Annotated in this window: 23 protein-coding genes; 10 read left to right on the forward strand and 13 right to left on the reverse strand. The window is 39.7% G+C overall.

Annotated elements, in window-relative coordinates; genetic code table 11:
* Positions 1–2 precede the first annotated feature (2 nt).
* The 8 genes from ftsL to leuO form a co-directional block, all read right to left on the reverse strand.
* Complete coding sequence (ftsL, locus tag M5X66_RS12620; RefSeq protein WP_036951205.1) at positions 3–323, reverse strand: cell division protein FtsL; 321 nt, start codon at positions 321–323, stop codon at positions 3–5.
* Positions 323–1276, reverse strand: coding sequence for a 16S rRNA (cytosine(1402)-N(4))-methyltransferase RsmH (gene rsmH, locus M5X66_RS12625; protein ID WP_270103608.1), 954 nt, complete (start codon positions 1274–1276; stop codon positions 323–325). Before rsmH ends, ftsL begins: the two co-directional genes overlap by 1 nt.
* A 2-nt stretch (positions 1277–1278) precedes the next feature.
* Positions 1279–1737 (reverse strand): division/cell wall cluster transcriptional repressor MraZ, encoded by a 459-nt coding sequence (gene mraZ, locus M5X66_RS12630; protein WP_036951207.1) that lies wholly within the window; start codon positions 1735–1737, stop codon positions 1279–1281.
* 722 nt (positions 1738–2459) lie between these two features.
* Complete coding sequence (gene cra / locus M5X66_RS12635; RefSeq protein ID WP_036951208.1) at positions 2460–3470, reverse strand: catabolite repressor/activator; 1011 nt, start codon at positions 3468–3470, stop codon at positions 2460–2462.
* A gap of 84 nt (positions 3471–3554) precedes the next feature.
* The gene (gene ilvN, locus M5X66_RS12640; RefSeq protein ID WP_036951209.1) at positions 3555–4046 is read right to left on the reverse strand and encodes an acetolactate synthase small subunit; all 492 of its coding nucleotides are present in this window, start codon (positions 4044–4046) and stop codon (positions 3555–3557) included.
* Between the two features lie 2 nt (positions 4047–4048).
* On the reverse strand, positions 4049–5776 hold the full coding sequence (ilvI, locus tag M5X66_RS12645; protein ID WP_036951210.1) for an acetolactate synthase 3 large subunit: 1728 nt from the start codon (positions 5774–5776) through the stop codon (positions 4049–4051).
* Positions 5777–6105: 329 nt separating this feature from the next.
* Positions 6106–7863 carry an AMP-dependent synthetase/ligase gene (locus M5X66_RS12650; RefSeq protein ID WP_108478395.1) on the reverse strand — a complete coding sequence of 586 codons (1758 nt, stop codon included), beginning with the start codon at positions 7861–7863 and terminating at the stop codon, positions 6106–6108.
* Positions 7864–8184: 321 nt separating this feature from the next.
* Positions 8185–9132, reverse strand: a complete 948-nt coding sequence (gene leuO, locus M5X66_RS12655) for a transcriptional regulator LeuO (RefSeq protein ID WP_154600051.1) — start codon at positions 9130–9132, stop codon at positions 8185–8187.
* Positions 9133–10038: 906 nt separating this feature from the next.
* Between leuO and leuA the strand changes: the two genes are divergently transcribed.
* The 7 genes from leuA (at position 10039) to M5X66_RS12690 (ending at position 18889) form a co-directional block, all read left to right on the forward strand.
* Entirely contained in the window at positions 10039–11619 is a 1581-nt protein-coding gene (gene leuA, locus M5X66_RS12660) for a 2-isopropylmalate synthase (protein WP_036951213.1), read from the forward strand.
* Positions 11620–11621: 2 nt separating this feature from the next.
* Positions 11622–12713: a 3-isopropylmalate dehydrogenase gene (gene leuB, locus M5X66_RS12665; RefSeq protein ID WP_036951214.1), complete on the forward strand. Its 1092-nt coding sequence runs from the start codon at positions 11622–11624 to the stop codon at positions 12711–12713.
* 1 nt (position 12714) lies between these two features.
* Entirely contained in the window at positions 12715–14118 is a 1404-nt protein-coding gene (leuC, locus tag M5X66_RS12670; protein ID WP_036951215.1) for a 3-isopropylmalate dehydratase large subunit, read from the forward strand.
* 11 nt (positions 14119–14129) lie between these two features.
* The gene (leuD, locus tag M5X66_RS12675) at positions 14130–14732 is read left to right on the forward strand and encodes a 3-isopropylmalate dehydratase small subunit (protein ID WP_036951216.1); all 603 of its coding nucleotides are present in this window, start codon (positions 14130–14132) and stop codon (positions 14730–14732) included.
* Positions 14733–15169: 437 nt separating this feature from the next.
* Complete coding sequence (sgrR, locus tag M5X66_RS12680) at positions 15170–16846, forward strand: HTH-type transcriptional regulator SgrR (RefSeq protein ID WP_036951217.1); 1677 nt, start codon at positions 15170–15172, stop codon at positions 16844–16846.
* A 569-nt stretch (positions 16847–17415) separates the two neighbouring features.
* A complete protein-coding gene (gene mutH, locus M5X66_RS12685; protein ID WP_108478291.1) occupies positions 17416–18099 on the forward strand; it encodes a DNA mismatch repair endonuclease MutH in 684 nt (227 codons plus the stop codon).
* 61 nt (positions 18100–18160) lie between these two features.
* On the forward strand, positions 18161–18889 hold the full coding sequence (locus tag M5X66_RS12690) for a TerC family protein (RefSeq protein WP_036951219.1): 729 nt from the start codon (positions 18161–18163) through the stop codon (positions 18887–18889).
* Positions 18890–18915: 26 nt separating this feature from the next.
* Here M5X66_RS12690 and M5X66_RS12695 read toward each other — a convergent pair whose 3' ends face one another.
* Complete coding sequence (locus M5X66_RS12695; RefSeq protein ID WP_036951220.1) at positions 18916–19155, reverse strand: Pathogenicity locus; 240 nt, start codon at positions 19153–19155, stop codon at positions 18916–18918.
* Between the two features lie 216 nt (positions 19156–19371).
* On the opposite strand from M5X66_RS12695, the gene M5X66_RS12700 reads away from it, so the two are divergent.
* Complete coding sequence (locus M5X66_RS12700) at positions 19372–20247, forward strand: alpha/beta fold hydrolase (RefSeq protein WP_036951221.1); 876 nt, start codon at positions 19372–19374, stop codon at positions 20245–20247.
* Positions 20248–20322: 75 nt separating this feature from the next.
* Here the strand turns inward: M5X66_RS12700 and speB are convergent, their stop codons facing one another.
* Entirely contained in the window at positions 20323–21243 is a 921-nt protein-coding gene (gene speB, locus M5X66_RS12705) for an agmatinase (RefSeq protein WP_006815030.1), read from the reverse strand.
* Positions 21244–22098: 855 nt separating this feature from the next.
* Between speB and M5X66_RS12710 the strand changes: the two genes are divergently transcribed.
* The gene (locus tag M5X66_RS12710; protein ID WP_270103609.1) at positions 22099–22563 is read left to right on the forward strand and encodes a hypothetical protein; all 465 of its coding nucleotides are present in this window, start codon (positions 22099–22101) and stop codon (positions 22561–22563) included.
* Between the two features lie 62 nt (positions 22564–22625).
* On the opposite strand, the gene M5X66_RS12715 is transcribed toward M5X66_RS12710, so the two are convergent.
* Positions 22626–23855: a hypothetical protein gene (locus tag M5X66_RS12715; RefSeq protein WP_270103610.1), complete on the reverse strand. Its 1230-nt coding sequence runs from the start codon at positions 23853–23855 to the stop codon at positions 22626–22628.
* Positions 23848–24942 (reverse strand): nucleoid-associated protein, encoded by a 1095-nt coding sequence (locus M5X66_RS12720; protein ID WP_270103611.1) that lies wholly within the window; start codon positions 24940–24942, stop codon positions 23848–23850. The genes M5X66_RS12715 and M5X66_RS12720 overlap by 8 nt, the downstream gene beginning before the upstream one ends.
* Before the next feature lie 322 nt (positions 24943–25264).
* On the opposite strand from M5X66_RS12720, the gene M5X66_RS12725 reads away from it, so the two are divergent.
* A complete protein-coding gene (locus tag M5X66_RS12725; protein ID WP_270104031.1) occupies positions 25265–25825 on the forward strand; it encodes a recombinase family protein in 561 nt (186 codons plus the stop codon).
* A gap of 65 nt (positions 25826–25890) precedes the next feature.
* Here the strand turns inward: M5X66_RS12725 and M5X66_RS12730 are convergent, their stop codons facing one another.
* On the reverse strand, positions 25891–26463 hold the full coding sequence (locus M5X66_RS12730; RefSeq protein ID WP_270103612.1) for a hypothetical protein: 573 nt from the start codon (positions 26461–26463) through the stop codon (positions 25891–25893).
* Positions 26464–26972: the final 509 nt, after the last annotated feature.

Consider the following 26972-nt stretch of genomic DNA (forward strand, 5'->3'; position numbering starts at 1 on the left):
CGTTATTGCTTGGAAACAATAATGTTTTCTTGGGATGGCTCCACATGAACCATTTGTAATTTCTCAACAGATAAACGCTCAACACGGCTGTGACTGGCTAACGCATTCTCTTCAAGAATCAAGTTTCGCCATTCGATATCGAGAAAATCTTTTTCTTCGTACAACTTATCTTTGGCGGCGGTCAGCAGTCGTGTTTCATGAGCGGTGGTCACCACAAACACAGCGCTAATCACTATCGCGGCTAGCAAAATCATCGGAATAATTCCGTAACGAAATAAATCACGACCGATGACTCTGGCTAAACTGTGTCTTTCTGGTGTCATTACTCTACCGCTCTCTCTGCAAAACGTAACACCGAGCTACGTGCTCGTGGGTTTTCGTCAACTTCAATCTCGGAAGGCTTCATTTTGCCTAATGCGCGTAATTTAGCGGCACCTAGCTCTTTGATTTGCGCTTCTGTCAGCGGGATCCCCGCAGGAACAGAAGGTCCGGTACTGTTTTGACGAATAAAGCGTTTTACTAATCTGTCTTCCAATGAATGGAAACTGATCACGGATAAACGCCCTTCAGGTGCTAAAACAGACATCGCACCATTTAATGCTTTCTCAATCTCTTCCAGCTCGCTATTGATATAAATACGAATCGCTTGGAAGCTGCGGGTTGCTGGGTGCTTATGTCGGTCTTTAATCGGACTGACTTTGGCAATCAGCTCGGCCAAATGACGCGTACGCGTTAGCGGCTCTTCTTCTGGATTATGGTTACGCTCAACGATGGCTCTTGCGATGCGCTTTGCAAAACGCTCTTCACCAAATGTTTTTAATACCCATGCGATGTCGTCAGCTTCTGCCGTCATCAGCCATTGCTGCGCTGATTGACCACGCGTTGGGTCCATTCGCATATCCAGTGGTCCATCACGCATAAATGAGAATCCACGCTCTGGGTCATCTAACTGCGGCGAAGAGACACCGAGATCCAGCAACACACCATCAATCTTGCCCACTAAGCCTTCTTCTTCCACATAATCTACAATTGCTGAAAATGGGCCATGCTTAATCATAAAACGTGGGTCATCAATTCCTTGAGCGGCTTTAATCGCCTCTGGGTCACGGTCAATGGCAATCAAGCGACCTTGCTCTCCCAGTTGGCTTAAAATTAAGCGAGAGTGTCCACCGCGACCAAATGTGCCATCAATATAGATACCATTTGGTTTAAGATTTAAGCCGTTCACTGCTTCATCGAGCAGTACTGTTACATGTTTAAATTGCTGCTGTGTCATTGTTATAGTGACAAATCCTGTAGACGGGCGGACAGCGGTTCGTCGGCTAGACGCTCAGCAGCGATGTCATTTTCCACTTGCTGGTACCACATCTGTTCATCCCAAATTTCAAATTTATTTATTTGGCCCACCAACATGACCTCTTTTGTTAGCCCTGCGTGTTGACGCAGCGTGCTAGCTAGCAAAAGACGTCCTGCATTGTCTATCTGACATTCACTGGCATGACCAAGTAAAAGGCGCTGTACTCGACGTTCTGCGGGATTCATGGTGGATAACTTAGATAGTTTTTCCTCAATGATTTCCCATTCGGGTAAGGTATAAAGCAGCAGGCATGGCTGGTGAAGGTCAATGGTACATACCATTTGCCCTTTCGATTCCTCGCTCAGCATTCCTCGATAACGAGTAGGCACGGTTAGCCGCCCTTTGCTGTCGAGATTAACCAGTGTAGCCCCACGAAACATACCTGATTTTTCCCCTTTATTTCCAACTGCCCCACTTTACCCCACAATTCTCCACTTATAAAGTTTACGAATGGTATGAAAACGTTGTCAAGCCAGCCGCACGTAGCTTTAGCTTTATTTACAGAACGTTTTAGAAAAGAAAAAGTGGGAAAAAATCTTACTTGGAAAGAAAAAGAGAAATAACGAGTTGATATAATTCACTTATTTATAAAACGCAGGTAAAACATATTTAAATCTATTTCATTGCTGCAAAATCATACAAATTTGAGTAAATGATATATACGTCTCATTTTTAATCAGTTTATTTCGTGTCTATTTTTTACCTTTTGATCATCATTTATTGATGATTATTTAAACAAAACTACCAAATAATACGTATTTCAATATAAAATCATTATATTTCAACACATTAAATAACTGTTTTAATTCACAGTGTTATTTTGCTGACAATAATTTGCTCATTGTATTTATCGGTTTTTTTATGGGTAAATAAAAAATTAATTTGTCAAAAAAACAATCGATGCAAAATAATCAAAAAAAGTATTAGGAAAACTCCTAAAGTGAAATATTTACAGGATAACGCAATAAAAAAAATCGCAATCACCCATAAATTTCACCAAAAAAAAGCCCCTAATAGATAGGGGCGGATATATTACTAAGAATCTTGGTTAACATCACTAACTATTAAACTGGTTTTTTCACCATTGGGTAAGGTTTATCCACTACTGTTTGCGACCTAAACTACCACGGCGACATAAGTCCCTGCGAATTCGACGAATTCCAGTTTCTGGCTTCTGCTTCTCATCTAGGCTGGCTAATACCAATTCTAAAATACGCTCTGCGATATCGCGGTGACGCTGAGCAAGAGACAGCACAGGGCAACCGAGGAAATCCAGCAATTCGTTATCACCAAAAGTACTGATAACCATATTTTCGGGTAACCGACCATTGCGTTTCAATGCCACATCCAACACGCCTTGCAGCAAAGAAAATGACGTTGTAAATAACGCATCCGGCATCGCGTTACCGCTATCTAGCCAATGAGAGAAAACATCTGCTGCAGCATCGCGCTCATAACTATTGGCGTAGAGATAATTGACTTCACGAGAGTCCCCTTCCCATGCCTTACGGAAACCTTGCTCACGTAAATAGCTAACAGAAAGTTCAGGTAATGCCCCGAGATACAAGACCGATTCAGCTGAGAATTTTCGTAATTCTTTAGAGATCATCAGCGCATCTTCTTGGTCATCACCGACCACGCTAATGAAATGCTCTTTTTCTAATGCTCTATCCAGCGCGATGATAGGTAGTGAACGGTTTGCCCAACGCTGATAAAACGGATGTTCAGGAGGTAACGCGGTAGACACAATAATCGCGTCAACTTGGCGCTGAAGCAAATGTTCCACGCAACGAATTTCGTTGTCAGGTTGGTCTTCTGAACACGCAATTAAAAGCTGATATCCGCGCTGACGAGCCTGTCTCTCCAGATAATTGGCTATACGGGTATAGCTCGTATTTTCAAGATCAGGGATCACCAACCCGATAGAGCGAGTGCGACCTGCGCGTAACCCTGCAGCGACTGCGTTTGGATGGTAATTGTGCTCTCTGACGACTGCCATCACTTTTTCTACAGTTTTATCGCTGACTCGATACTGCTTGGCCTTGCCGTTGATCACATAACTAGCCGTTGTGCGGGAAACACCCGCTAGACGGGCTATCTCATCCAGTTTCACGTTAACCTCTTTGCAATTTGGGAAACAGCCCCGAGTCATTCGGGGCTTTAATCCGCTCTATTCTACCTGCGGCGGATAAATTTTTCATCGCATAATTTTATCGCCACGAGAAACGCCAACGATCCCTGAGCGTGCAACTTCAACAATTTCAGCAACACCACGCACAGCTTCAAGAAATGCATCTAGTTTATCGCTTGTTCCCGCGAGCTGAACGGTGTACAGCGTTGGTGTCACATCCACAATTTGCCCACGGAAAATATCGGCACTTCGCTTAATTTCATCACGTCCATAACCGGAGGCTTGCAGCTTCACTAGCATGATTTCACGCTCGATATGGGCTGACGCAGTCAGCTCGCTCACTCGCAGCACATCCACCAGTTTATGTAGCTGTTTTTCAATCTGCTCTAGCACCTTGGCATCCCCTTTTGTCTGGATGGTCATCCGTGACAATGTCGGATCGTCGGTCGGTGCTACGGTCAAGCTTTCGATGTTATAACCGCGCTGTGAAAAAAGCCCAATCACGCGAGATAGCGCCCCTGATTCATTCTCTAATAACACTGATAAGATACGACGCATGATCAAGTCCTCTCCGTTTTACTTAACCACATTTCATCCATTGCTCCACCACGGATTTGCATTGGGTAAACATGCTCAGTTTCATCAATATTAATATCTACAAACACCAGACGCTGGTTTTCATTCACTTCAACTAGCGCTTGTTTCAGCTTATCTTCAAGTTCATCTGGGGATGCGACTGAAATACCCACATGCCCGTAAGCCTCAGCTAATTTTGTGAAATTTGGCAATGACTGCATATAGGATTGCGAGTGACGACCTTGATAAATCATGTCCTGCCACTGTTTTACCATGCCAAGGAAACCGTTATTCAGGTTCAAAATCAACACCGGCAAACCATATTGCAGCGCGGTCGAAAGCTCTTGGATGTTCATCTGAATACTGCCGTCGCCAGTCACGCATACCACGGTGGATTTCGGGTGAGCCAGTTTCACCCCCAAGGCTGCAGGTAAACCAAAGCCCATGGTGCCTAAGCCCCCTGAGTTAATCCAATGACGCGGTTTATCAAACGGATAATAAAGCGCAGCGAACATTTGGTGTTGCCCCACATCTGACGTCACATAGGCTTCACCGTTGGTTAAGCGGTAAATAGCCTCAATGGCTTGTTGTGGCTTCACTTTGTTTGGATTTAATGCATATTTTAGACACTGTTTTTCGCGCCAAATACCGATTTCCTTCCACCATGCTTGTAGTGCCGCAGTATCTTGCTCGGCAGCTGCATGGTCTAGTTGAGCAATCATCTGTTCTAACGTGAGTTTTGCATCACCAACAATAGGAATATCCGCTTTGACTGTTTTCGAAATTGAGGTTGGATCCACATCAATTTGAATCACAGTGGCATTCGGACAATATTTTTCTAAGTTATTGGTTGTACGGTCGTCAAAGCGAACACCAACAGCAAAAATCACATCAGAATGATGCATCACTTTATTAGCTTCGTAGGTACCATGCATGCCGAGCATACCCACAGATTGTTGGTGAGTTTCAGGGAATGCGCCTAGCCCCATCAATGTTGATACCACGGGTAACTGAAGTTTTTCAGCTAATGTCATTAGCTCCGCAGAGCAATTGGCATTGATCGTACCGCCACCGATATACATCACGGGCTTCTTCGCTGCGACTAATTTGGTCAGCGCTTTCTTAATTTGACCTTTGTGCCCCTGTAAGGTCGGATTGTATGAGCGCAGTGAGACGGATTCAGGATAGCGATAAGGGAATTTAGCGGCAGGATTCACCGTATCCTTTGGAAAGTCGATCACCACAGGTCCTGGGCGCCCACTCGCCGCAATATAAAACGCTTTTTTGATGGTTTCAGGGATCTCTTTCGCGTGTTTAATGAGAAAACTATGCTTCACGATTGGGCGCGAAATACCCACCATATCGCACTCTTGGAATGCATCGTTCCCAATCAATGAGCTGGCAACCTGCCCCGATAAAACCACCATGGGTACGGAGTCCATATATGCGGTAGCAATACCCGTTATCGCGTTGGTTGCGCCAGGTCCTGACGTTACCAACACCACGCCGACATCCCCTGTTGAGCGCGCATAGCCATCTGCCATATGCACCGCAGCTTGTTCGTGACGCACTAAAATATGCTCTACGCCACCCACGGTATGCAGTGCATCATAAATATCGAGAACTGCGCCCCCCGGATAGCCAAATACGTGCTTAACTCCTTGGTCAATCAATGATTTGACGACCATTTCTGCTCCCGACAACATCTCCATGAGTTTGCCCTCAGACTATTTGCAAGTTAACAGAGAGCCGTACGACCCTCTTTAATTTTTATTAAGTTAGTCATAAATTCAGCTATTAACATATCCCTACCATTTGTGGGACGCAAATTTGATTTCACAGAGAAATTAAGGAAGATTTCATTTTGTCTTGAACATGAAAATTCGGCAGATTCATTGACTAGTTTTCAATCAAAATAGAGCGGAAATAACTAAAAGGTAAGCAAAAATAGTGGCAACGCGATTTTACATAAATAGCAGGTAAAACAAAGCCCTTCAGGGATAACTCCTGAAGGGCTTGGAAAATATGATTAAATATCAAATTACTCTTGATACATGGATTCAATTTCTAATCGGTAGCGCTCTGAAATAATTTTACGGCGTAATTTCAGTGTAGGCGTTAATTCCCCTTTCTCCATTGAGAAGTTGCTTGGTAACAGTGTAAAACGCTTCACTTGATGGAAGTTTTCCAGATTTTTTTGCAGCTCTTTGAGGCGACCTTCAAACAACGCGACAATTTTAGAATCTTTTAACAGTTCCAAACGATCACGGTATTTTAAGTTAATTGAATTTGCATACTCTTCAAGGCTGTCATAGCAAGGCACAATCAGCGCAGAGACAAATTTACGTGCATCGGCAATGACGGCAATGTGCTCAATAAAACGATCTTGACCTAAAACACCTTCGATAACCTGTGGCGCAATATATTTCCCGTTAGACGTTTTCATTAAATCTTTTAGTCTATCCGTAATATATAAGTTGCCCTGCTCATCGATTTTTCCGGCATCCCCTGTACGTAACCAGCCATCAGCCGTGAATGTATCTATCGTTTCTTGTGGGCGATTATAGTAGCCTTTCATAACGACAGGGCCTTTAACTTGGATCTCGTCATTTGCTCCAATACGCACAGAAATGGCAGAAAGCGGCGTACCAATAGAGCCTAATGGGTATTTATTCGCTTCCCAACACGAAACTGTCGCGCAGGTTTCACTCATCCCATAGCCATATTTAATATCCACACCCGCAGATAAGAAAAATGCAATCACATCATCATCGAGACGCGCGCCCGCCGCTGGCATAAAACGAATACGACCACCGAGCCCTTGGCGAATTTTGCTCAGAACCAGCTTATCTGCCAATGCATATAAGCGGTTGTTGATAAATGAAAGTGATTTACCTTTTGCCATCGCCTTCACTTTTTGTTTCCCTATCGCAATCGCCCATTTGAAAATTGCACGACGCATGAAAGGCGATTGCGATACTTTACTTTGTACTGCACTGTAAACTTTCTCATAGAAACGCGGTACGGCACACATCACCGTTGGTTTAACATCAGTAAGAGCCTCTTTCACCAAATTAGTATTGGTTAAATAGACATTGCGCGCGCCGCTGTGCATGACATAAAAACTCCATGCACGTTCAAAAACGTGGGAAAGTGGTAGGAAACATAATGAAACATCGTCTTCGGACAGTTCTAAACGGTTGTCATGAAGATAAAGCTGGGCTGCCATATTGTAGTAATCCAGCATCACCCCTTTCGGTTCACCCGTGGTGCCCGAGGTATAAATAATGGTGAATAAATCACTTAAATTTTGAGCCGCAATTCGCGCATCTAATTCAGCTTGATATTGAGGCTGAGCGAGGGACATAAATGTCGATAAGTGCATGCTGTTAGCCACTTGCCCATCTAATGCAACATTATCGTCTAATGCAATGATAGCGGAGAGCTGTGGGCAATGTGTGAGTAATTGGCAAGCAACTTGGTATTGTTCTTGAGCACCAACAAAGAGGATCTTAATGTTGGCGTCATTAATGATATAGGCGGCTTGATCAATGCTGCTTGTGGCATAGAGAGGTACCGTCACGGCTTTGATTTGTAGTGCCGCGATATCGACCAAAGACCAATTCATACTATTATGAGCAAAAAGCCCAATATTCTCTTGCGGGGCAACGTTCATCGCCAAAAGCTGACGGGCAATCGCGGTGGTTTTAGTGTCTACTTCCGCCCAAGTCAATTCTGATTGATGTCCGTTGTCCCATTGACTGAAAGCTATCCGATCCGCTGACTCGCTCGCGTCCATTCTGGAACGTATGCGGTTAACAATATGATATGGATATAGATTTTCAGTAATCAAAGTGTATTCCCTATAGGTCATTAGAATTTTAAGTCATTCGGCAAACTCACAAACAACCTAATATTAATACTTTTTATTATTTCAGCTTACATCTGTTAGCTGAATATTTTGAGTGTATAGCGGAAAGATAAACGAGGAAAGGAATAAAGTGTAAATTTTTTGCAAATGCTACAGACACAACAAAACTCGCCATTTTTTTCATCATGGCGAGTTAGTATTTAGGGGAATATGCTAAGGTTGCCTTAGAATGAATTGAGCCAATTTAGCTTACAGCTGTTCTATCATTTGGCAAAACTGCGCTTTCATCCATTGATGGCCTTTATCTCGCGCCGTCGATTCATGCCACGTTAAATAACATGGGCGAGAACTCTCTTCCCAAGGCAATGATAAGGTACGCAGTTGCAGCTGACTTGCATGATGTTCCACTAACCATTTGGGTGCAATAGCCACTAAATCTGTTTGTGCCACAATGTTCAATACACTGTTTAAGTCAGTTCCTTGATAACTGACAGTGTGGGAAAGTTCCGTATTATGGTAATATAGTTTGCTAAATGACCCAATATTATCCATTGCCATAATAGCGTGTCTTTCACTCACTAACATTTCTTGATTAATAGTATCTTCAATTCTTGGATGTTGATTAGCGACAACTAAAACCAATTCATCATTAAATAAAACCTGATGTTGATACTCGGGTTTTTCGAATTGATTATATCCCAAGAAAAAATCTATCTCTTGGTATTTTAATTGATGCGCTATATTATTTCCTAAAAAAGAATGAATAAAAACTTGAACATTTGGCGACGCAATTTTAAATTTATCAACAATTATTGCCGCTAAGCGAATATCTAATGGAGAGCAAATAGATAAGCTAAATGCTCTTTCGCTTTGCTTAGGATCAAACCCTGCCCCCGGTAATTCATTATGCACCAATTGAAGAGCTTGCCTTACTGGTCCAAATAATTGTTTTGCGCGCGAAGTCGGTTGAATTCCACGCCCATAGCGAACAAATAATTCGTCATTGAACATGGATTTCAAGCGGGATACGGCGTTACTTACTGCAGGCTGAGACATACCGAGAACTTGCGCTGCACGAGTGACATTTTGCATTTGCATCACAACATCAAAAACAGTTAATAAGTTCAAATCAACATTGCGCAGATGAATATCGCTACTTTCTTTTTTTGCTGTTGAGATCGTATCAAAATCAGTCATTTTTAACTCCACTAAATATATTTATCATTTTTAATTAATGAACATGATCCATCAAAGCAATATTGACGAAAAATATAAAATCATTAAATATTATTTTTAAAACAACTTATACATGATAAGTTATTTCGCTTTCCCTGCATTTATTAAAACGACGCTTCTATTCTTTTTGCCCATAAATTAGAATCGAGGTATAGATATCATCATAAAATGCAAATATTCATCAGTGTAATGGGTACATGTAACTTATTAAAGTCAGCATCATTCCGATAAAAATAATAAAACAATTTCAAGAATAAATCATAATAAATCTCTTCTATAAACGCGTTTGAATCTCATTATCAGATTAATTTTTAATTATTTATTTATTAGATAATTAACCTTATTTGAAGCATAGCCACGATCAATACCAATGAAGTCTGATATCTAACCTCTGCATACTTTCATTACATAAACATAATAAAAATCATTACGTTATAGAAATATAGTTATGCCACTAATTTTTAGGTGAAATTTTAGCCTGATTTTTACTCCCTTATATAGGCAAAAACATCATGAAAATTATAAATATCAGACGTAAATTCCAATAATCAGTAGCAACGCACTTCCAAGCATTTAACGCTCAAAAAATTAAGTTTGACATTATTATTGGAATCGCGTATCAATAAATACAGATTATTTGAAATTAAAAGAGAGACAGTTAACCATGACATCTTCTATCCGCCTACTAAGCCTACTACTACTCGCAGCCAATTTGCGCGGTATGCTTATGGATGGAAAGTAAAACAAATACTGTCCACAAACATAAAGAAGCCCGCGCAACCAGCGGGTTTTTTTATGCCTGCGGCTAGATGGGAATCCAACAAACAGAATTAAAAACAACAAAATTTAGTCTATGAGGAACGCATTATGAGCAACCAAGTTATCATCTTCGACACAACCTTACGTGATGGCGAACAAGCCTTGCAGGCCAGCTTATCAGTTAAAGAAAAATTACAAATTGCTTTTGCATTAGAGCGCTTAGGTGTCGATGTTATTGAAGCTGGGTTCCCTGTCTCATCCCCGGGTGATTTTGAGTCTGTTCAAACTATCGCCCGTGAAATTAAAAATAGCCGTATCTGTGCATTAGCACGCTGTGTTGAGAATGATATTGATGTGGCAGCAGAATCGTTGAAAGTGGCTGAAGCATTCCGTATTCATGTTTTCTTAGCGACATCCAATTTGCATATGCAGAAAAAGTTAAACAAAACGTTTGATGGCGTGATGGACATGGCGATTAACTCTATTAAACGAGCGCGCCGCTACACTGATGATGTGGAATTTTCATGTGAAGACGCGGGTCGTACAGATATTGATAACTTATGTCGCATTGTCGAAGCTGCCATCGGCGCAGGCGCAACCACCATTAATATCCCAGACACTGTCGGCTACACTACCCCATATCAATTCGGTGGCATTATCTCTTCTTTATATGAGCGCGTACCTAACATTGATAAAGCCATCATCTCCGTTCATTGCCATGATGACTTAGGCATGTCAGTCGCTAACTCCATCAGCGCCGTTCAAGCTGGAGCTCGACAAGTGGAAGGTACCATTAATGGATTAGGCGAACGCGCAGGAAATACCGCATTAGAAGAAGTGATCATGGCGATTAAATTACGTGAACAGATGTTAGGTGTGCACACCAATATCAATCACAAAGAAATTTACCGTACCAGCCAGTTAGTTAGCCAATTATGCAATACCCCAATCCCTGCTAATAAAGCGGTTGTGGGCAGCAATGCATTCGCGCATTCATCAGGGATCCACCAAGATGGCGTGTTAAAGAATCGCGAAACTTACGAGATTATGACCCCTGAATCCATCGGCTTAAAAGAGCAACAATTAAACTTAACGTCCCGTTCAGGTCGCGCCGCCGTTAAACACCGTATGGAAGAGATGGGCTATAGCGAAGGTAAAGATTTTAATTTAGATGAGCTGTATACCGCATTCTTGAACTTAGCGGATAAAAAAGGGCAAGTATTTGATTATGATTTAGAAGCTTTAGCCTTTTTCGCGAAACAGCAAGACGAAACTGACCACTTTGTCATGGATTACTTTAGTACACAGTCAGGTTCAAGCATTGTTGCCACTGCGACCGTCAAAATGCAGTGTGGTGAAACAGAAAAATCAGAGGCGGCAACCGGAAATGGTCCTGTTGATGCTATCTATCAAGCGATTAGCAAAATCACAAACTACCCAATGAAATTGGTTTCTTACCAATTGTCCGCAAAAGGTCAGGGTGAAAATGCCTTAGGACAAGTGGATATCGTCGCTGAATGCTTTGGTCGTCGTTTCCACGGTATGGGATTAGCTACGGATATCGTTGAATCATCCGCAAAAGCCATGGTGCACGTATTAAATAGTATTTGGCGTGCAGAACAAGTCGAAAAAGAAAAACAAAAAATCTCTGACCAAGAATTACAAATTAATACAAAGGAAGCGGTGTAAACATGTCTACGAATTTTAATATTGCGGTATTAGCGGGCGATGGAATCGGCCCCGAAGTGATGGCTCAAGCTCATAAAGTCTTGAACTCAATTAGCAAGCGCTTTGCTATCACAATTTCAACCAAAGCCTATGATGTGGGTGGCGCCGCCATTGATAATCACGGCGAGCCATTACCGCAAGCAACAGTCAAAGGTTGTGAAGAAGCTGATGCCGTGTTATTCGGCTCAGTCGGTGGTCCAAAATGGGAACATTTGCCACCGGACAGCCAGCCTGAACGTGGTGCATTATTACCATTGCGTAAACATTTTAAATTATTCAGTAATTTACGCCCTGCTCGTTTATATCAAGCATTAGAAGCATTTTGCCCATTACGCGCCGATATTGCCGCTCAAGGGTTTGATATTTTATGTGTCCGTGAATTAACTGGCGGGATCTATTTTGGTCAGCCAAAAGGACGTAAAGGTGAAGGCGCTGAAGAATATGCTTTCGATACCGAAGTTTATCACCGCTATGAAATTGAACGCATTGCCCGTATTGCCTTTGAATCTGCGCGTAAACGTAGCCATAAAGTGACATCTATTGATAAAGCTAACGTTTTACAAAGCTCCGTATTATGGCGCGAAGTGGTTAACCAAATTGCCAAAGAGTACCCAGACGTTGAAGTGAACCATATGTATATCGATAACGCGGCGATGCAAATGATCAAAGCCCCTTCTCAGTTTGATGTGGTGCTGTGCTCGAACTTATTCGGTGACATTATTTCCGATGAGTGCGCCATGATCACAGGATCAATGGGTATGCTGCCTTCCGCCAGCTTAAATGCTGATGGCTTTGGCTTGTACGAGCCTGCTGGCGGTTCAGCGCCAGATATCGCAGGCAAAAATATTGCCAACCCAATCGCACAAATTTTATCAGCATCCATGTTATTACGCTTCAGTTTGAACCAAACGGAAGCGGCAGATGCTATCGAAAGAGCCGTGAATAAAGCATTAGAAAATGGCTATCGCACTGCGGATTTAGCAGGCAATGGTCAATCAATCAGTACCAGTGAGATGGGTGACATTATCGCCCGTTATATTGAAGAAGGGGTTTAACATGTCGAAGACTTTATACCAAAAATTATATGACGCTCACGTTGTCCGTGAAGTTGAAAACGAAATCCCTTTAATTTATATCGATCGCCATCTGGTACATGAAGTGACTTCACCGCAAGCGTTTGATGGTTTAAGAACCAAAAACCGCCCGTTACATCAACCAAGCAAAACATTTGCAACCATGGATCATAACGTGTCAACGCAGACTAAAGACATCAATGCCTGCGGCGATATGGCGCGAATTCAAATGCAAGAGTTGATGAAAAACTGCGAAGAGTTCGGCGTAACTTTATACGATTTAAACCATCCATATCAAGGTATTGTCCATGTTATGGGACCAGAGCAAGGTATCACTTTACCGGGTACAACCATCGTGTGTGGTGACTCTCATACTGCCACTCACGGCGCATTCGGCGCATTAGCTTTTGGGATTGGAACATCCGAAGTTGAACACGTCATGGCGACTCAAACTTTGAAGCAAGCGCGTGCCAAAACCATGAAAATTGAAGTGGTGGGTAAAGCGCCTGCTGGGATCACGGCAAAAGATATCGTCTTAGCTATCATTGGTACAACAGGTAGCGCAGGTGGAACAGGCTACATTGTCGAATTCTGCGGTGACGCGATTGAAGATTTGAGCATGGAAGGTCGCATGACCGTCTGTAATATGGCGATTGAATTAGGCGCTAAAGCCGGCATTATCGCTCCCGATGAAACCACCTTTAATTATATGAAAGGTCGCCAATTTGCACCGAAAGGCCAAGATTGGGATGATGCTGTCGCGTATTGGAAAACGTTAAAAACCGATGATGATGCGAAATTTGACAAAGTGATCACCATCCAAGCCGAGACGATTGCCCCGCAAGTCACTTGGGGTACCAACCCAGGGCAAGTGATCGCTATTAACCAACCGATCCCTGCTCCAGAATCGTTTGCCGACCCCGTCGAACGCGCTTCTGCGGAAAAAGCCTTGGCGTACATGGGATTGGAATCAGGTATTAAGTTATCCGACGTGAAGATTGATAAAGTTTTTATTGGCTCTTGCACTAACTCACGTATTGAAGATTTACGCGCTGCGGCTGCCATTGCTAAAGGTAAAAAAGTCGCATCTGGCGTACAAGCCATTGTGGTACCGGGTTCAGGCCCCGTCAAAGCCCAAGCGGAACAGGAAGGCTTGGATAAAATCTTTATCGATGCGGGCTTCGAATGGCGCTTACCGGGCTGTTCAATGTGCTTAGCGATGAACAACGATCGCTTGAATCCGGGTGAACGCTGCGCATCCACCAGCAACCGTAACTTTGAAGGTCGCCAAGGTCGAGCGGGTCGAACCCACTTAGTCAGCCCTGCAATGGCTGCTGCCGCAGCGATTAACGGTCATTTTGCTGATGTTCGTGACATTCAAATCTAAAGGAGAAAACCATGGATAAGTTTATTAAGCATGTTGGGATTGTCGCCCCTTTAGATGCCGCAAACGTCGACACCGATGCCATTATTCCAAAACAATTTTTGCAAAAAGTGACACGCACAGGCTTTGGTCAGCATTTATTTAATGACTGGCGTTTTTTAGATGATAAAGGTCAGCAACCTAACCCTGATTTTGTCTTGAACAAACCGGTATTTAAAGGCGCTAGCATTCTGTTAGCCCGTGAAAACTTTGGTTGTGGTTCATCTCGCGAACACGCGCCGTGGGCATTAACCGATTTCGGTATCCAAGTGGTTATTGCACCAAGTTTCGCCGATATTTTTTACGGTAACTCGTTTAACAATCAGCTGTTGCCAATCAAATTAAGCGAACAGCAAGTGGATGAGATGTTCAGCTATGTGAACAGCCACGAAGGTTGCCAGTTTACTGTCGATTTAGAAGCGCAAACCGTCACCGCCGGCGAGAAAGTGTATACTTTCGAGATTGACAGCTTCCGCCGTCATTGCATGATGAATGGCTTAGACAGCATCGGCTTGACGTTACAGCACGTTGACCAAATCAAGGATTACGAGCAAAAGCTCCCTGCCTTTATGAATTAATCCCCAGCCCACTTCGGTGGGCTTTTTCTTGCCTATTTGTATTCATAAAAGTAGAACTCAACTCCAATAAACCGTACCAACCAATAAATCCTTCCCCATTAATTCCTAATATGCAATTATTCAATTAATTGCCTTTTTATATTTTTCAAAATAGTTCGCGTTGTGGCAAGGCGGCAAAATGAGGATATCTTGGGGAGCATACTTTAGTATGTGACCTGAGTAGCCGAGTGAAGCCAACGCAGTCACAGCGTGAAATATGAAGAAAAAAGAAAAAAAGCCGATATGCATTCACATACCGGCTGGTAAAAATACCATTACTCAATAAAAGGGGGAGTAAACCTGCAACAGACAGGTCAATAGAGCTACTTACTGCCCCCTATTATCTACGGAATATAGGATATTAAAATTGATGCAATTTATTCTGGAGTTCCTCTTTTATGTCTAATTCTCGATTACAAACGCAATTTGTACGCTTGTGGCAGCATTTTCAGGGAAAAAACAGTGAAACCACATTGCAAGATATTGCCGATATTTTGTTTTGCTCTCGCCGTCATGTTCGCACCCTGCTCAATAATATGCAGTCCCATGGCTGGCTCAGTTGGCAAGCAGAATCAGGACGAGGAAAACGCTCCACATTAATTTTTCATATCAATGGATTAGAGCTACAACAAGCACAGGCTGAGCAGCTTTTAAAAGAAGAAAGTATTGAAAAACTCGTGGCGCTCGTTGGCGATAAAGAGACTATCCGCCAAATGGTCTTATCTGAGCTTGAGCGAAGTTATCGACAAGGTAAAAACTTACTGCGCATCATTTATTACCGTGATTTTCCTAACTTACTTCCTGGCACCCCAATGCGCCGCTCTGAAATCCACTTAATGAGCCAGATATTTAATGGATTAACTCACTTAAATGAGGAAAAAGGGGAAGTGGAAGATGGTATTGCTCACCACTGGCAAGCCATTAACGAACAACATTGGCGCTTTTATTTACGTCCAGCTATCTATTTCCATCATGGACGTGAAATGCAAGTCGAGGATATTATCCACTCGTTATTACGATTAAAGCAATGCTGGCCGTTATTCTCACATATTCACTCGGTCACTTCTTCGCAGCCTTATGTGATTGACGTCCATCTGAGCCATCCTGATACGCAATTTCCTTGGTTACTCGGTAGCCCACATGCCGCCATTCTCCCAAAAGAGTGGGAAACCATCAGCGGCTTTAGTCAGCGCCCTATTGGTACGGGTCCTTATGAAGTCGAAACCAATATCCCGCAGAAACTCACCATCAGCGCTTTTGACCGCTATTTTGGTTATCGCGCATTGTTAGATGAAGTGACCATTTGGGTGGTTCCCGAACTTTCTGAGCAGATGGTATGTACCACATTAAAAATGGATGGAGATAAGCGCCACAATGACTCCCTTGAAAGCCGCATGGAGGAAGGTTGCTATTTTCTGTTATTCGACCAACGCTCCGACATTTCTCAACGGGAAGATGTGCGTAAATGGCTGTGCAGCTTTTTAACTCCCGTCAACCTACTGGCGCACTGTGAATCCTTCTATCAGCGCCACTGGGCGCCTGCTTACGGGTTATTGCTTCATTGGCATCACAGTAAAATGCTTTCCCAGCGAACCAAACCTGAAGATTTAACTGAACTAACTGTCACTTTTTATCGCCATCATCATGAATTCTATGCCATTAGCCAAATCATGAAGCGAGTATTAGAAACTCAGGGCGTGACGCTTAAAATTAATATCGTTGATTATGATGATTGGTTTAATGGAGATGCTAAAAGCGATATCTGGCTCTCCACCGCCAACTTTTATAAGCCTCTTGAATTTTCTATCTTCGCTACGTTGTACGAGATGCCGCTATTGCGTCAATGTTTGGGGAAAAACCTCGATGAAGAGTTACAACTTTGGCGCCAGCAAAAATTGGATGTGGAATCTTGGTGTGAGGGCTTGATTGATTCCCAAATCTTCCACCCAATTTTTCATCACTGGTTAGAGCTACAAGGGCAAAGAACGATGCGGGGGGTTCGTATGAATACTTTTGGCTGGTTTGACTTTAAATCAGCTTGGTTTAAGCCAACTGAGGATAATGCACAGAATTGATGATAGTTATAAACAGTTAGAGTGAGCAAAATGGATTTTATTCACTTTTTCTGTGGATATCCATGTGAACAACCAGATAGTAATCAGGGTATATCCCAACTGTTCATTTCTAACAAAAAATCACACTAAAAAATAAAACATTATAAATCATAGTAATAAATGAATTTCACACCAGATATCCACTGTGAGTTTTTCCGTGTTTTTTTGTTAGGAGTTCAACTGAGCAAAGATCAATCAATGCATGTTTTATCCACAAGGAATGTACTTAACTTACTCGCTTTTTGTGACGAGCTTCAATAAATGACATTAGTCAAGGCTGTAAATGCACACAGTAATCGCAGTTTTTCACAGTTATCCAGAAATCCTGTGGATAACCTAGTGCATGATCCTGTGATTATCTTGGGATGAAGTTGAATAACCTTAAATATTCATAATCCCGTCTGTGATTATTATCTAATATCCATATATATATCATGAAGTTAAATACGGTGACTAAAAAGTGTTATACTCACCCTATCTTGTGACCATTTTCTTGGTTATTTTTTAAACACAATGAAGTTCAGTCGACTATGTCTTTTATACCGCCTTCACCACCAGAAAATGAAACCGTCTTATTAGCGCGAGCCCAAGCCCTTGCTGGCTATACGCTTGGTGAGCTAGCAACTATTGCAGGTATCCCAATTCCCCCCGATCTTAAACGAGATAAAGGCTGGGTCGGGACATTGTTAGAGTTTTTTTTAGGTGCGACCGCAGGCAGTAAAGCCGAACAGGATTTTGCAGATATTGGCGTGGAGCTTAAAACAATCCCAATCGATCGCCATGGCGCACCATTAGAAACGACATTTGTCTCTGTCGCACCACTCACGGGCAATAGCGGTCTAACATGGGAAAATAGCCATGTACGCCGCAAATTATCTCGCATTTTGTGGTTTCCGATTGAAGGTGAGCGTCAAATACCACTTGCCCAGCGACGTATTGCCAACCCTCTGATTTGGAGCCCTTCTGCGCTTGAAGAACAACTTTTACGCCAAGATTGGGAAGAGTTAATGGATTTAATTGTGCTGGGAAAAGTCGAAACCATCACGGCTCGTCACGGACAAGTTTTACAGATTCGCCCCAAAGCGGCGAATAATAGAGCACTAACCGAAGGTATAGGAGAATTTGGACAGCCTATAATGACATTACCGAGAGGTTTCTATTTAAAAAAAGATTTTACGGGTCCATTATTAGCGCGGCACTTTAACCTCGGTTAATTGATCAAGGCATCGCCTGTGCCAAACAGACGATTTTTTATTCCATTTTTAAGGCAATAAGATGTTTGAGTGGTTCTTAGATCCCCATGCTTGGATGGCATTGGCAACATTAACAATTTTGGAAGTCGTACTGGGTATCGACAATATAATTTTCTTAAGTATTGTCGTCAGCAAATTGCCCGCCCATCAACAAAATAGCGCCAGACGTATTGGGTTGATCGCTGCAATGGGAATGCGTTTGGCACTACTAGCATCTATTGCTTGGCTAGCTCGCCTCACCACGCCACTCTTCACATTAGCTGAACATACCGTTTCCGCCCGCGATTTAATTTTGTGTGCCGGTGGCTTATTCCTCATTTGGAAATCGAGTCAGGAGATTTTCGATACCATTGAAGGGGAAGACGATGAGGGGATAGCCCAGAAAAAAGTCACTTCATTCTGGGGAGCCATTATGCAAATCGCAATTTTAGATATTATCTTCAGTTTAGATTCGGTGATCACTGCCGTGGGACTATCTGACCATCTGTTTATTATGATGGCAGCAGTGATTATGGCGGTCATGATCATGATGTTCGCCGCGAAACCTATTGGTGATTTTGTGGAGCGCTATCCTTCCGTCAAAATCCTCGCACTCTCTTTCTTGATCCTTGTGGGCTTCACTTTGTTACTTGAAAGTGTTCAGGTACATGTATCAAAAGGCTATATCTATTTTGCTATGTTCTTCTCCATGTCAGTGCAAATGCTTAATATTCTGCGCAGCAAAAAGTGGAAAATGAAAAACAAGCAATAAATGAAAAATAAATAGTCATAGCCAAGTTAACGTAAGGCGTCCTTTGCTGCTGCAATAGCGCCTTCCACCGCTTTTTTAGCTTGAGGGCTGTTTTTCCAACAACTTGACCCCGTTAGTGCAGCACCCGAAATTAAAATTTCATCATAAGAAGCTTCACTTAACTGCGCTAAAGACGAAAACCCCATTTGTTCTAATCGGCTAATGACCGTTGATCCAACACCCTTCACTGCTAATAGAATTTGCTTTTCTGAGTCTGAAAATGGCATAAATCATCCTTTTGGCTGTAAAACAGCCGTAATTGAGCGTATATTTTGTAATTAACCTATTTCTTAATCTAAAATTCTGAGCGGTCTATAACAGGTTGAGTTACCTGCCCTATATATCTGTTTTAGCAAATAGGAAATAACAACGGTAAAGTCATTGACGACTCGCGATAGAAACTAACATGTCGCACTAAAAATTCTATCTTGTAGGTATTTATTATGTATAGCAACAAAATATCCAATACTCGCCATATGTCGATGACATTATCTGATGGGCGCCTTTTGTGTTGGTATGAATCTGGCCCTGAACAGGGGTTCCCCGTGATTTTTTGTACTGGCGCAGGGATGAGCGGTACACTGGGCTTTGGTATTGACCGTCTTGATGAGCTAAATATTCGCTTAATCACCCCTGAACGTGCCGGGCTGGGTCAATCCACCTTTGATGAGCATAAATCCCTACAACGCTTTGCTCAAGATATTCAAGAACTTCTGAATGCTCAAAAATTGCCGTCATTTTCCGTTATCGGTTTCTCTCAAGGTGCCGTTTTCGCCATGGCACTCGCCCGCTACGCTTCCCCTGTTTCATTATCACTTGTGTCAGGGCAAGACCAATTTGAGTTTCCAGCAATCCGAGCACAATTAAAGCAAGATGTCATTAATATGCAGGAACAAGCCATTCATACCCCCGAGGCTTTATCAGAATGGTTGATGCGCAATGTGACTTCACAATGGCTACTGGCGTTTATTCTTAACTGTAGCGCAGAGGTAGACCAGCAGGTTTATAGCGAAGAGAGCTTCTTAGCCGCCTACAGTGACTGTATGGAACGTGCATTTATGCAAGGTAACCAAGGCTATGTTCAAGATCTCTTAATCGCCCTACAGTCTTGGCAGTTCAATCCTGAAGATATCCGCTGCCCTGTCGCGCTGTGGTATGGTGAGCAAGATGTGAGTTCTGTGCATTCCCCTGATTTTGGCAAAACACTGGCTCAACGCTTTCCTGATAGCGAACACTTTTTGTTCTCTCATGAAGGCGGCTCAGTTCTGTGGACACAAGCCTATTCCATTCTTGCCCAATTGAAAGAACACCGTTTTTAAGTATGAAACATCGCTTTTAGGTATAAAAAAAGGTGCCCAATGAAAGATTAGGCACCTTAAATAACGGATTAAAACTTATTTCTTAGACGCTTGGATATATAACAGTTCCAATGCAATCGTTGCTGCGGCTAATGCCGTAATTTCTGATTGGTCATAGGCTGGTGCGACTTCCACCACATCCATCCCAACAATATTCAGTGACTTAATGCCACGCAGTAGTTTTAACGCTTTATCAGATGTTAACCCACCAATCACTGGCGTACCGGTTCCTGGTGCAAAGGCAGGATCCAGACAGTCAATATCAAACGTCAGATAAACGGGCATATCACCCACGATCTGTTTGATTTGAGCAACCATGTCATCAACACCACGGTCATTCGCTTGAGCGGCATCCAATACCGTGAAACCGTTGTCAGTATCATGTTCAGTACGAATACCAATCTGCACAGAATGATTTGGATCGATCAGACCTTCTTTTGGCGCATGATAGAACATGGTGCCGTGGTCATACAGACTGCCATTACCGTATGTGTCAGTGTGCGCATCAAAATGCACTAACGCCATTTTACCGAAATGCTTCGCGTGGGCGCGCAGTAATGGCAATGTCACAAAGTGATCGCCACCAAACGTTAAGCAACGTTTACCGGATTCCAACAGCTTTTCAGTGTGAGCTTGCAGTTTATCGCACATATCTTGCGCGTCACCAAATGCAAACACCACATCACCGCAGTCAACCACGTTGAGTTTGTTTTTTAATTTAAAATCCCACGGCCAACGGTGGCTTTCCCACGCAAGGTTCGTGGAAACCTGACGAATAGCAGCAGGTCCATGACGGCTACCCGCACGTCCTGAGGTTGCCATATCAAATGGAACACCCGTGATCACCCAATCAGCATCAGAGCTGTATGGTTGGAAATTTAACGGAAAACGTAAAAAACCAAATGCGTTTGAAACCAGTGAATTATCAACCTGATTTCCTAATGTGCTATTAATCATCACTGTTCCTTAATCATTCATCTTCTAATACTAAACAGTACTGAATACTGTTCATAGAAAGGTAAATTAACTAGTACTTACAATAGGTTATAAAGCTTATAGGCGTATATTCTAGCTTTGTTGTACATGAGTTTTACTCGATTATATCAGGGTCTAGTACTGGAACATAGCTACCATCTTATAGAGAACGATATGAACTCTCAGCAAAGTTACTGCCCTTTAGTACTTGAAGTTTTTTGAGATAGGGTAAGCAGGTGGTTTTTATGAAAAAGTGTCCAATGGGTCAACAGAGGTATTAAGAGATACATTATTACCATTGGACATTTTATACTGACTAATGATCACCTATCGGGATTATTGATCATTAAATCAATATCACTATTGAGTTTATCAATTAGCTCCATTAGTACTGAACCCTAACCCGATAAAACCTATCATTATTGTTAATTAGATTTTGTACTCATATCATAATTAATTATGTTGTATATGAAATATATTAGTACTGATAGGGTAGTATTGTTATTAGTATAAAATGAGTGTCAATATGAACTCGCGGCAAAGTTACCAGTCTTTAGTACTCGAATTATTATGAATCAGGGGTAATATACTGTTTTATGAATACTTAAAGTAATCCCTTACTGAAGTAAAAAATAGTTCTTTTTTTATATGAAAGAGATAAAAAGTTAAGTAGGTAATGTATGTAATGTATGTAATGTATGTAATGTATGTAATGTATGTAATGTATGTAATGTATGTAATGAAAATTCAGTACTTATTATGGTAATTGGAATTAAAGGATGAAGCCATTAAAATTTCAATAAATACATTACTAAATTAAAAAAAAGGAAATATAAAATGAATTATCAACTTTATAATAATCATGAAGTCCACGAAGGTATATTTTTATTAGAAATTAAAATAATTGAAGATATTTTAGAACAATATCATCAAGAAAGTGAAATACGATGGATAGAAAGTAAATGCGGTTATTTACCGAAAATCAACTGGATAAGTGAGGGGCTGAATTTACCTAGGTTTAATGTACCACTTTTACACCTCAGTTTTAATGGTGAACTTCGAATAAATGATGGAAGACATAGAGTATATTGGATGAAAAAGTGTGGTATGCAGGAAATACCTATCGCTATAACTGAAAGTGCTATAGATATACTAAAAAGTAAAAATATAAATATGAATATGATTGAATATCTTGATATGCCATGTTCAACAACTCCCAATTCAGACTCAGAGTTTAAGTCACCAGGGGTGAATTATATAATGTCAAAATTAGCTAATTGCTCTAAGAAAAATCACAATTAACTTATTTTCAAATATCATTATAAGTCTTAGGTTTTTATATATTTTTATTGAGACTATAGGTGTTATGAAAAAAAAGTAAGGATAAAAGATCTTATTATATCTTTAAATTGAAATAATACAAATAACGACCATACGGCCACGCTTGAAAAAATCATAAATTCAAGTTTATTCAATGTTTTTTCAGCATCTGTTTTTTTATTTTCTAGTTTGAAAATAGCATCTTTTGTTATTTTATTTATTTTTGTGGTTAATTTTAAATCATCGATATCTGAATTTTCTTTAGCAAAGTAAGTCATTGTTTTACTTGAAGATTCCATGATATCAAATAATGATTTTTTTGCATTTGATATACCTAGAATAACTACAAAGCAGGTTAGTAACATTGCAATGAAAATAAGTAATAATCCAGACAGAGACCATCCCTTTATAATTGCAGTACTTACTAGCACCGCAGGAATAGATAAAGATTTTGTTTGGTGCTCTTGTACTAGAGAATTTAACTTTGATAAAAAATCTAATTTTTGTATTTCAATTTCATGGATAACTTTATTAATTGAGTATTTATTTATATAAATCTCATAATTTATATAAAATAAATCCCAAAGAATATTTGGAGATTTTAAAATATTAATAAGCAAAAGATTTTTATTTTCATTTTCAAATTCGTTATACAATTCTATTAAAGATGTTCTTAATACTAATTTACGCTCATAAGAATGAAGATCTACATTTGTCAATGTAGAGATGTCACATGGACTAATTTTTACTGCTTTAAGAAAATCATTTTCTAGACATTTTAAAGGGATCTTATATTTTGTTATCTTTTTAGTCTTGCCTCCTTCCATAACAAAAATATAACTAGGCCACATGTTTGAATTATCATATTCAACATGATCTGAAATTTTAGAGAAAATATCACACCATTGTACATATGCTTTACTTGAAAATTTTATTTCTTCGATATCACTTGAACTTAGTCCTTCAATAAAAAATGAATAATTTATAATTTTATTATTTCTAATGTTACCTCTTAATATCTTAAAATATTCATCACTAGAACGATACCAGCCTATATCATTAGTCAATAACATAGACACTTTAATAAGATTTTCTAATTTAGAATCTATCTCTAAACTTAAAGAGCCAATATTTTTTAAAATCTCAATATCTTTTTCTACTAATTTAAAATATGAAGGTTCAAAGCACCATGTGTCATAGGTGCCATCATTTTTAAAGTCAGTAGCTTTCTCTTTTATTTTTAATAAAAGAGAAAGAATCTCCTCATTACTCATTAGTAAGCTCTTTCAATCGTTCTATAACAATTGGGTCAACAATAGTTTGAACTAATGTTACTTGATTTGTCTCTGAGTCAAAAATAATATCTCTTTGAGAACCAGGAAGTCCAACATGGTGTTTTTTTATGCTTAATTTAGCTATGCTAGTCTCAAAATCAATCCATTCTAACTGTTTTTTATCTGAAGCTAATACTTCAAACTCTTCATTAACTTCAAAATTATTTTCATTAACAAAATCAACGAAAGTATTTTTATATTGAGCTAATTCTACTGGGATTATTGAATCAATTTGTATTTGAATTTTTTCTAATGTAATTGACTCTCCTTTTTTACAATTATTGAATAGCTCTTGAACTTTAGATTCAATTTTTTCTCTTAAAGATCTACTAAAATCTTGTTGTTGGGTAAATAACTCTAAAGCTTTAATACATTGCTCACTACTTGTTTTATTAGATATTACACCATCCGCACCAATTGATGATGTAAAGTATTTACGAACATCACCAGAGCCTCTAATAAAACACAAATTATTCTTATCTAATTCATCTTCATCTTCTGACATAAAACGCATTAGATCAACTCGAGCACCTTGCAAAAATTTATCTAAATCAATCACATCAACAGGATTCAGCTGTAAGTTTTCTTTAAATCTTAATGCGTCTGTATTTTTTAACATTAAAATTAAGATTCTTTCAAATATTTTAGTTCTATCGTCTTCTTTTTCATTCAATAATTGATAGTGAGTGAAGACTATGATTGCACCATTACTCGCTCTTGACTGTTTTGCTGATGTGATCAATTTATTTTTGATAAAATCAGTAACAAAATCTTCAAATGTATAATTTCCATTTAAGTGACCTTCGAGTTTAAACGGAAATGAATTTACTGAATATGGTTTTTGAAATTTAGCGTGTGATTTACTACTCTTATGAAATTTAGCATCAACTTTAGATGTGAAAGCAATAACTTCAGCTTGATCACAGGGCCAAAGAGCACCAATATTATATGACCAGTCTTTTTGATTTTCTTCTTCTGGCGGTGAAATTTGAACTGCTATAGCGTTTAAAACTTGTATTGAAGACAAAATAAACCCCAATTATCAATATTAGTCATACATGACTGAAGTCAACTATTTTTAGCATAATAGCATGGCAGTCATAATAAATGTATGTTGAACCTCAAATATATAAATTTACTTAATAAATTGCGATACCAATCAAATTTTCGCTGATATGTTCTACTAATTTATAAAGATTATCATTCACGATTACTAACGTTAATCTCAATCATTAAGCTACTCCCTAATGATACCTGCTTAAGCCAACTAAATCAGTATCATTTAGCACTTGATCCCATCTATACGATCCAGTATCATTTGGGTATGTTAAATGATATACGGCGGATTTATGATATTTGGTTACGCTCGAGTTTCTTCCAAAGATCAAAATTTAGAAAGGCAGCTTACAGTACTGGAACCTATTTGCGATAAAGTAATACAAGAAAAAGTATCTGGGAAAAATATTAATGACAGACCAGAACTGCTATTGCTCTTATCACACTTAAGACAAGATGATACCCTAATTACAAAATCTATTGATAGATTAGCCCGTAATACTAAAGAGCTTTTGTCGCTAGTGGATGAATTAGTAGAAAAAGGGATCACTGTTAAATTTTTAGACAATAATATGAGTTTTGATAATTCTCCCGCTTCAAGATTAATTTTAACTATGATGGGAGCAGTGGCAGAGTTTGAACGAGGTATTATTGCATCTAGAAGAGATGAAGGTATTGCTATAGCTAAAAAGGCTGGAAAATACAAGGGGAAACAAAAGAATGCAGTACTTCATAGTAAAATTACTGAAATGCTAGAGACTGAAAAATACACTGCGGATGAAATAGCTAAATTATGCGATTGTGGGCGGGCTACCGTTTTTAGAGTAAAAAAATCATTATCAGTTTATGAATGAATATAGCCACCTTAATTTAGGTGGCTATTACTCTTAAATGAATCCTAATGATCTATAGAATAAACTTAGTTATTACTTCTACAGTTAACTGCTGACATCGCCATTACTTTATCTTCACTATTATTTAATGGAATAGTTACTATCATTCTAGCATCTGGTTTTTTAATATCTTTATTTAACATATAGTATATTGAGCCTTGAGTGGAATTATTATGTGTACTAGCACTAAGTACTCCTTCATCTAGATTTTCATTAGAATTTAATGGCGGAGATTTATATTCATCACTACTTGAATTAGCTTTAATAATAAAATAATCATTTTTTAATATTAAACTACCACCACCAATAGGAAGACTTTTCCCAATTTTTTTAGTAGATCCATCTAACTTTGAAGCAACTCCCTCATACATAAATATGTCACAGCTAAATTTCTTTTCTTGATGTTTGAATTTTCCTTGACTATATCCATACCAAAACATCCCTATAAAAAAAACAATCACAAAGGAAACAAAGCTAGATAGCAATAATGCCATAAATTTTGAAAATCCTTTTATATTGTTAAACTCGCACCATTTGTATGTTTTTATTAAACAAAAAACTGCTATAAAAAGTGCTATAATCAGTATAACTCCAACCATATTTAATACCCCCTTTAATTTTGTCTATTTAACATATCGATTGGGCTGTCACATCCTAATAATTGAGATACGTTAAATTAGAATTTCCTAACCGTTTTCGATATATCTCCGGTGGAAGATTACTTAAACTTTTATGAGTTCGATTCAATTTATAATTGTATTGCCAAAGCCCAATCATTTCACGAAGTTGAATCAATAATTCAAATAAATAGGCATTTAAAAATTTATGATGTAACGACGATTAATTGAAGCACCTAATTCTCCTTTGATTAAACTTTATCATTTTATGCTGTCTATCATACCACACCTTAACCAATCGATCGATAATAACGATCGATTTTATAATATTGATCGTTATTATCTATTAACGCTATCAATATCAAGCTCATCAATAGGTAATATCGATCAATCAATTATTTTAGTAATCTTTTTTGATATGACATTTAATTCATTAAATTCAAATAGTTAAATTAATCTTGAATCAATGAAAAATAAAAAATTTTATGTGA

It is taken from the genome of Providencia sp. PROV188 (assembly GCF_027595165.1).
Taxonomy (GTDB): domain Bacteria; phylum Pseudomonadota; class Gammaproteobacteria; order Enterobacterales; family Enterobacteriaceae; genus Providencia; species Providencia lanzhouensis.

Coding starts and splice junctions, on each gene's coding strand:
- M5X66_RS12650 (WP_108478395.1), bottom strand. CDS start 7,863: ATGGACGCGAGCGAGTCAGCGGATCGGATAGCTTTCAGTCAATGGGAC.
- M5X66_RS12715 (WP_270103610.1), bottom strand. CDS start 23,855: ATGAGTAATGAGGAGATTCTTTCTCTTTTATTAAAAATAAAAGAGAAA.
- M5X66_RS12700 (WP_036951221.1), top strand. CDS start 19,372: ATGTATAGCAACAAAATATCCAATACTCGCCATATGTCGATGACATTA.
- M5X66_RS12690 (WP_036951219.1), top strand. CDS start 18,161: ATGTTTGAGTGGTTCTTAGATCCCCATGCTTGGATGGCATTGGCAACA.
- leuD (WP_036951216.1), top strand. CDS start 14,130: ATGGATAAGTTTATTAAGCATGTTGGGATTGTCGCCCCTTTAGATGCC.
- leuA (WP_036951213.1), top strand. CDS start 10,039: ATGAGCAACCAAGTTATCATCTTCGACACAACCTTACGTGATGGCGAA.
- ilvN (WP_036951209.1), bottom strand. CDS start 4,046: ATGCGTCGTATCTTATCAGTGTTATTAGAGAATGAATCAGGGGCGCTA.
- M5X66_RS12725 (WP_270104031.1), top strand. CDS start 25,265: ATGATATTTGGTTACGCTCGAGTTTCTTCCAAAGATCAAAATTTAGAA.
- rsmH (WP_270103608.1), bottom strand. CDS start 1,276: ATGACACAGCAGCAATTTAAACATGTAACAGTACTGCTCGATGAAGCA.
- mutH (WP_108478291.1), top strand. CDS start 17,416: ATGTCTTTTATACCGCCTTCACCACCAGAAAATGAAACCGTCTTATTA.
- ftsL (WP_036951205.1), bottom strand. CDS start 323: ATGACACCAGAAAGACACAGTTTAGCCAGAGTCATCGGTCGTGATTTA.
- M5X66_RS12695 (WP_036951220.1), bottom strand. CDS start 19,155: ATGCCATTTTCAGACTCAGAAAAGCAAATTCTATTAGCAGTGAAGGGT.
- leuB (WP_036951214.1), top strand. CDS start 11,622: ATGTCTACGAATTTTAATATTGCGGTATTAGCGGGCGATGGAATCGGC.
- leuC (WP_036951215.1), top strand. CDS start 12,715: ATGTCGAAGACTTTATACCAAAAATTATATGACGCTCACGTTGTCCGT.
- ilvI (WP_036951210.1), bottom strand. CDS start 5,776: ATGGAGATGTTGTCGGGAGCAGAAATGGTCGTCAAATCATTGATTGAC.
- mraZ (WP_036951207.1), bottom strand. CDS start 1,737: ATGTTTCGTGGGGCTACACTGGTTAATCTCGACAGCAAAGGGCGGCTA.
- leuO (WP_154600051.1), bottom strand. CDS start 9,132: ATGACTGATTTTGATACGATCTCAACAGCAAAAAAAGAAAGTAGCGAT.
- M5X66_RS12730 (WP_270103612.1), bottom strand. CDS start 26,463: ATGGTTGGAGTTATACTGATTATAGCACTTTTTATAGCAGTTTTTTGT.
- speB (WP_006815030.1), bottom strand. CDS start 21,243: ATGATTAATAGCACATTAGGAAATCAGGTTGATAATTCACTGGTTTCA.
- M5X66_RS12710 (WP_270103609.1), top strand. CDS start 22,099: ATGAATTATCAACTTTATAATAATCATGAAGTCCACGAAGGTATATTT.
- sgrR (WP_036951217.1), top strand. CDS start 15,170: ATGTCTAATTCTCGATTACAAACGCAATTTGTACGCTTGTGGCAGCAT.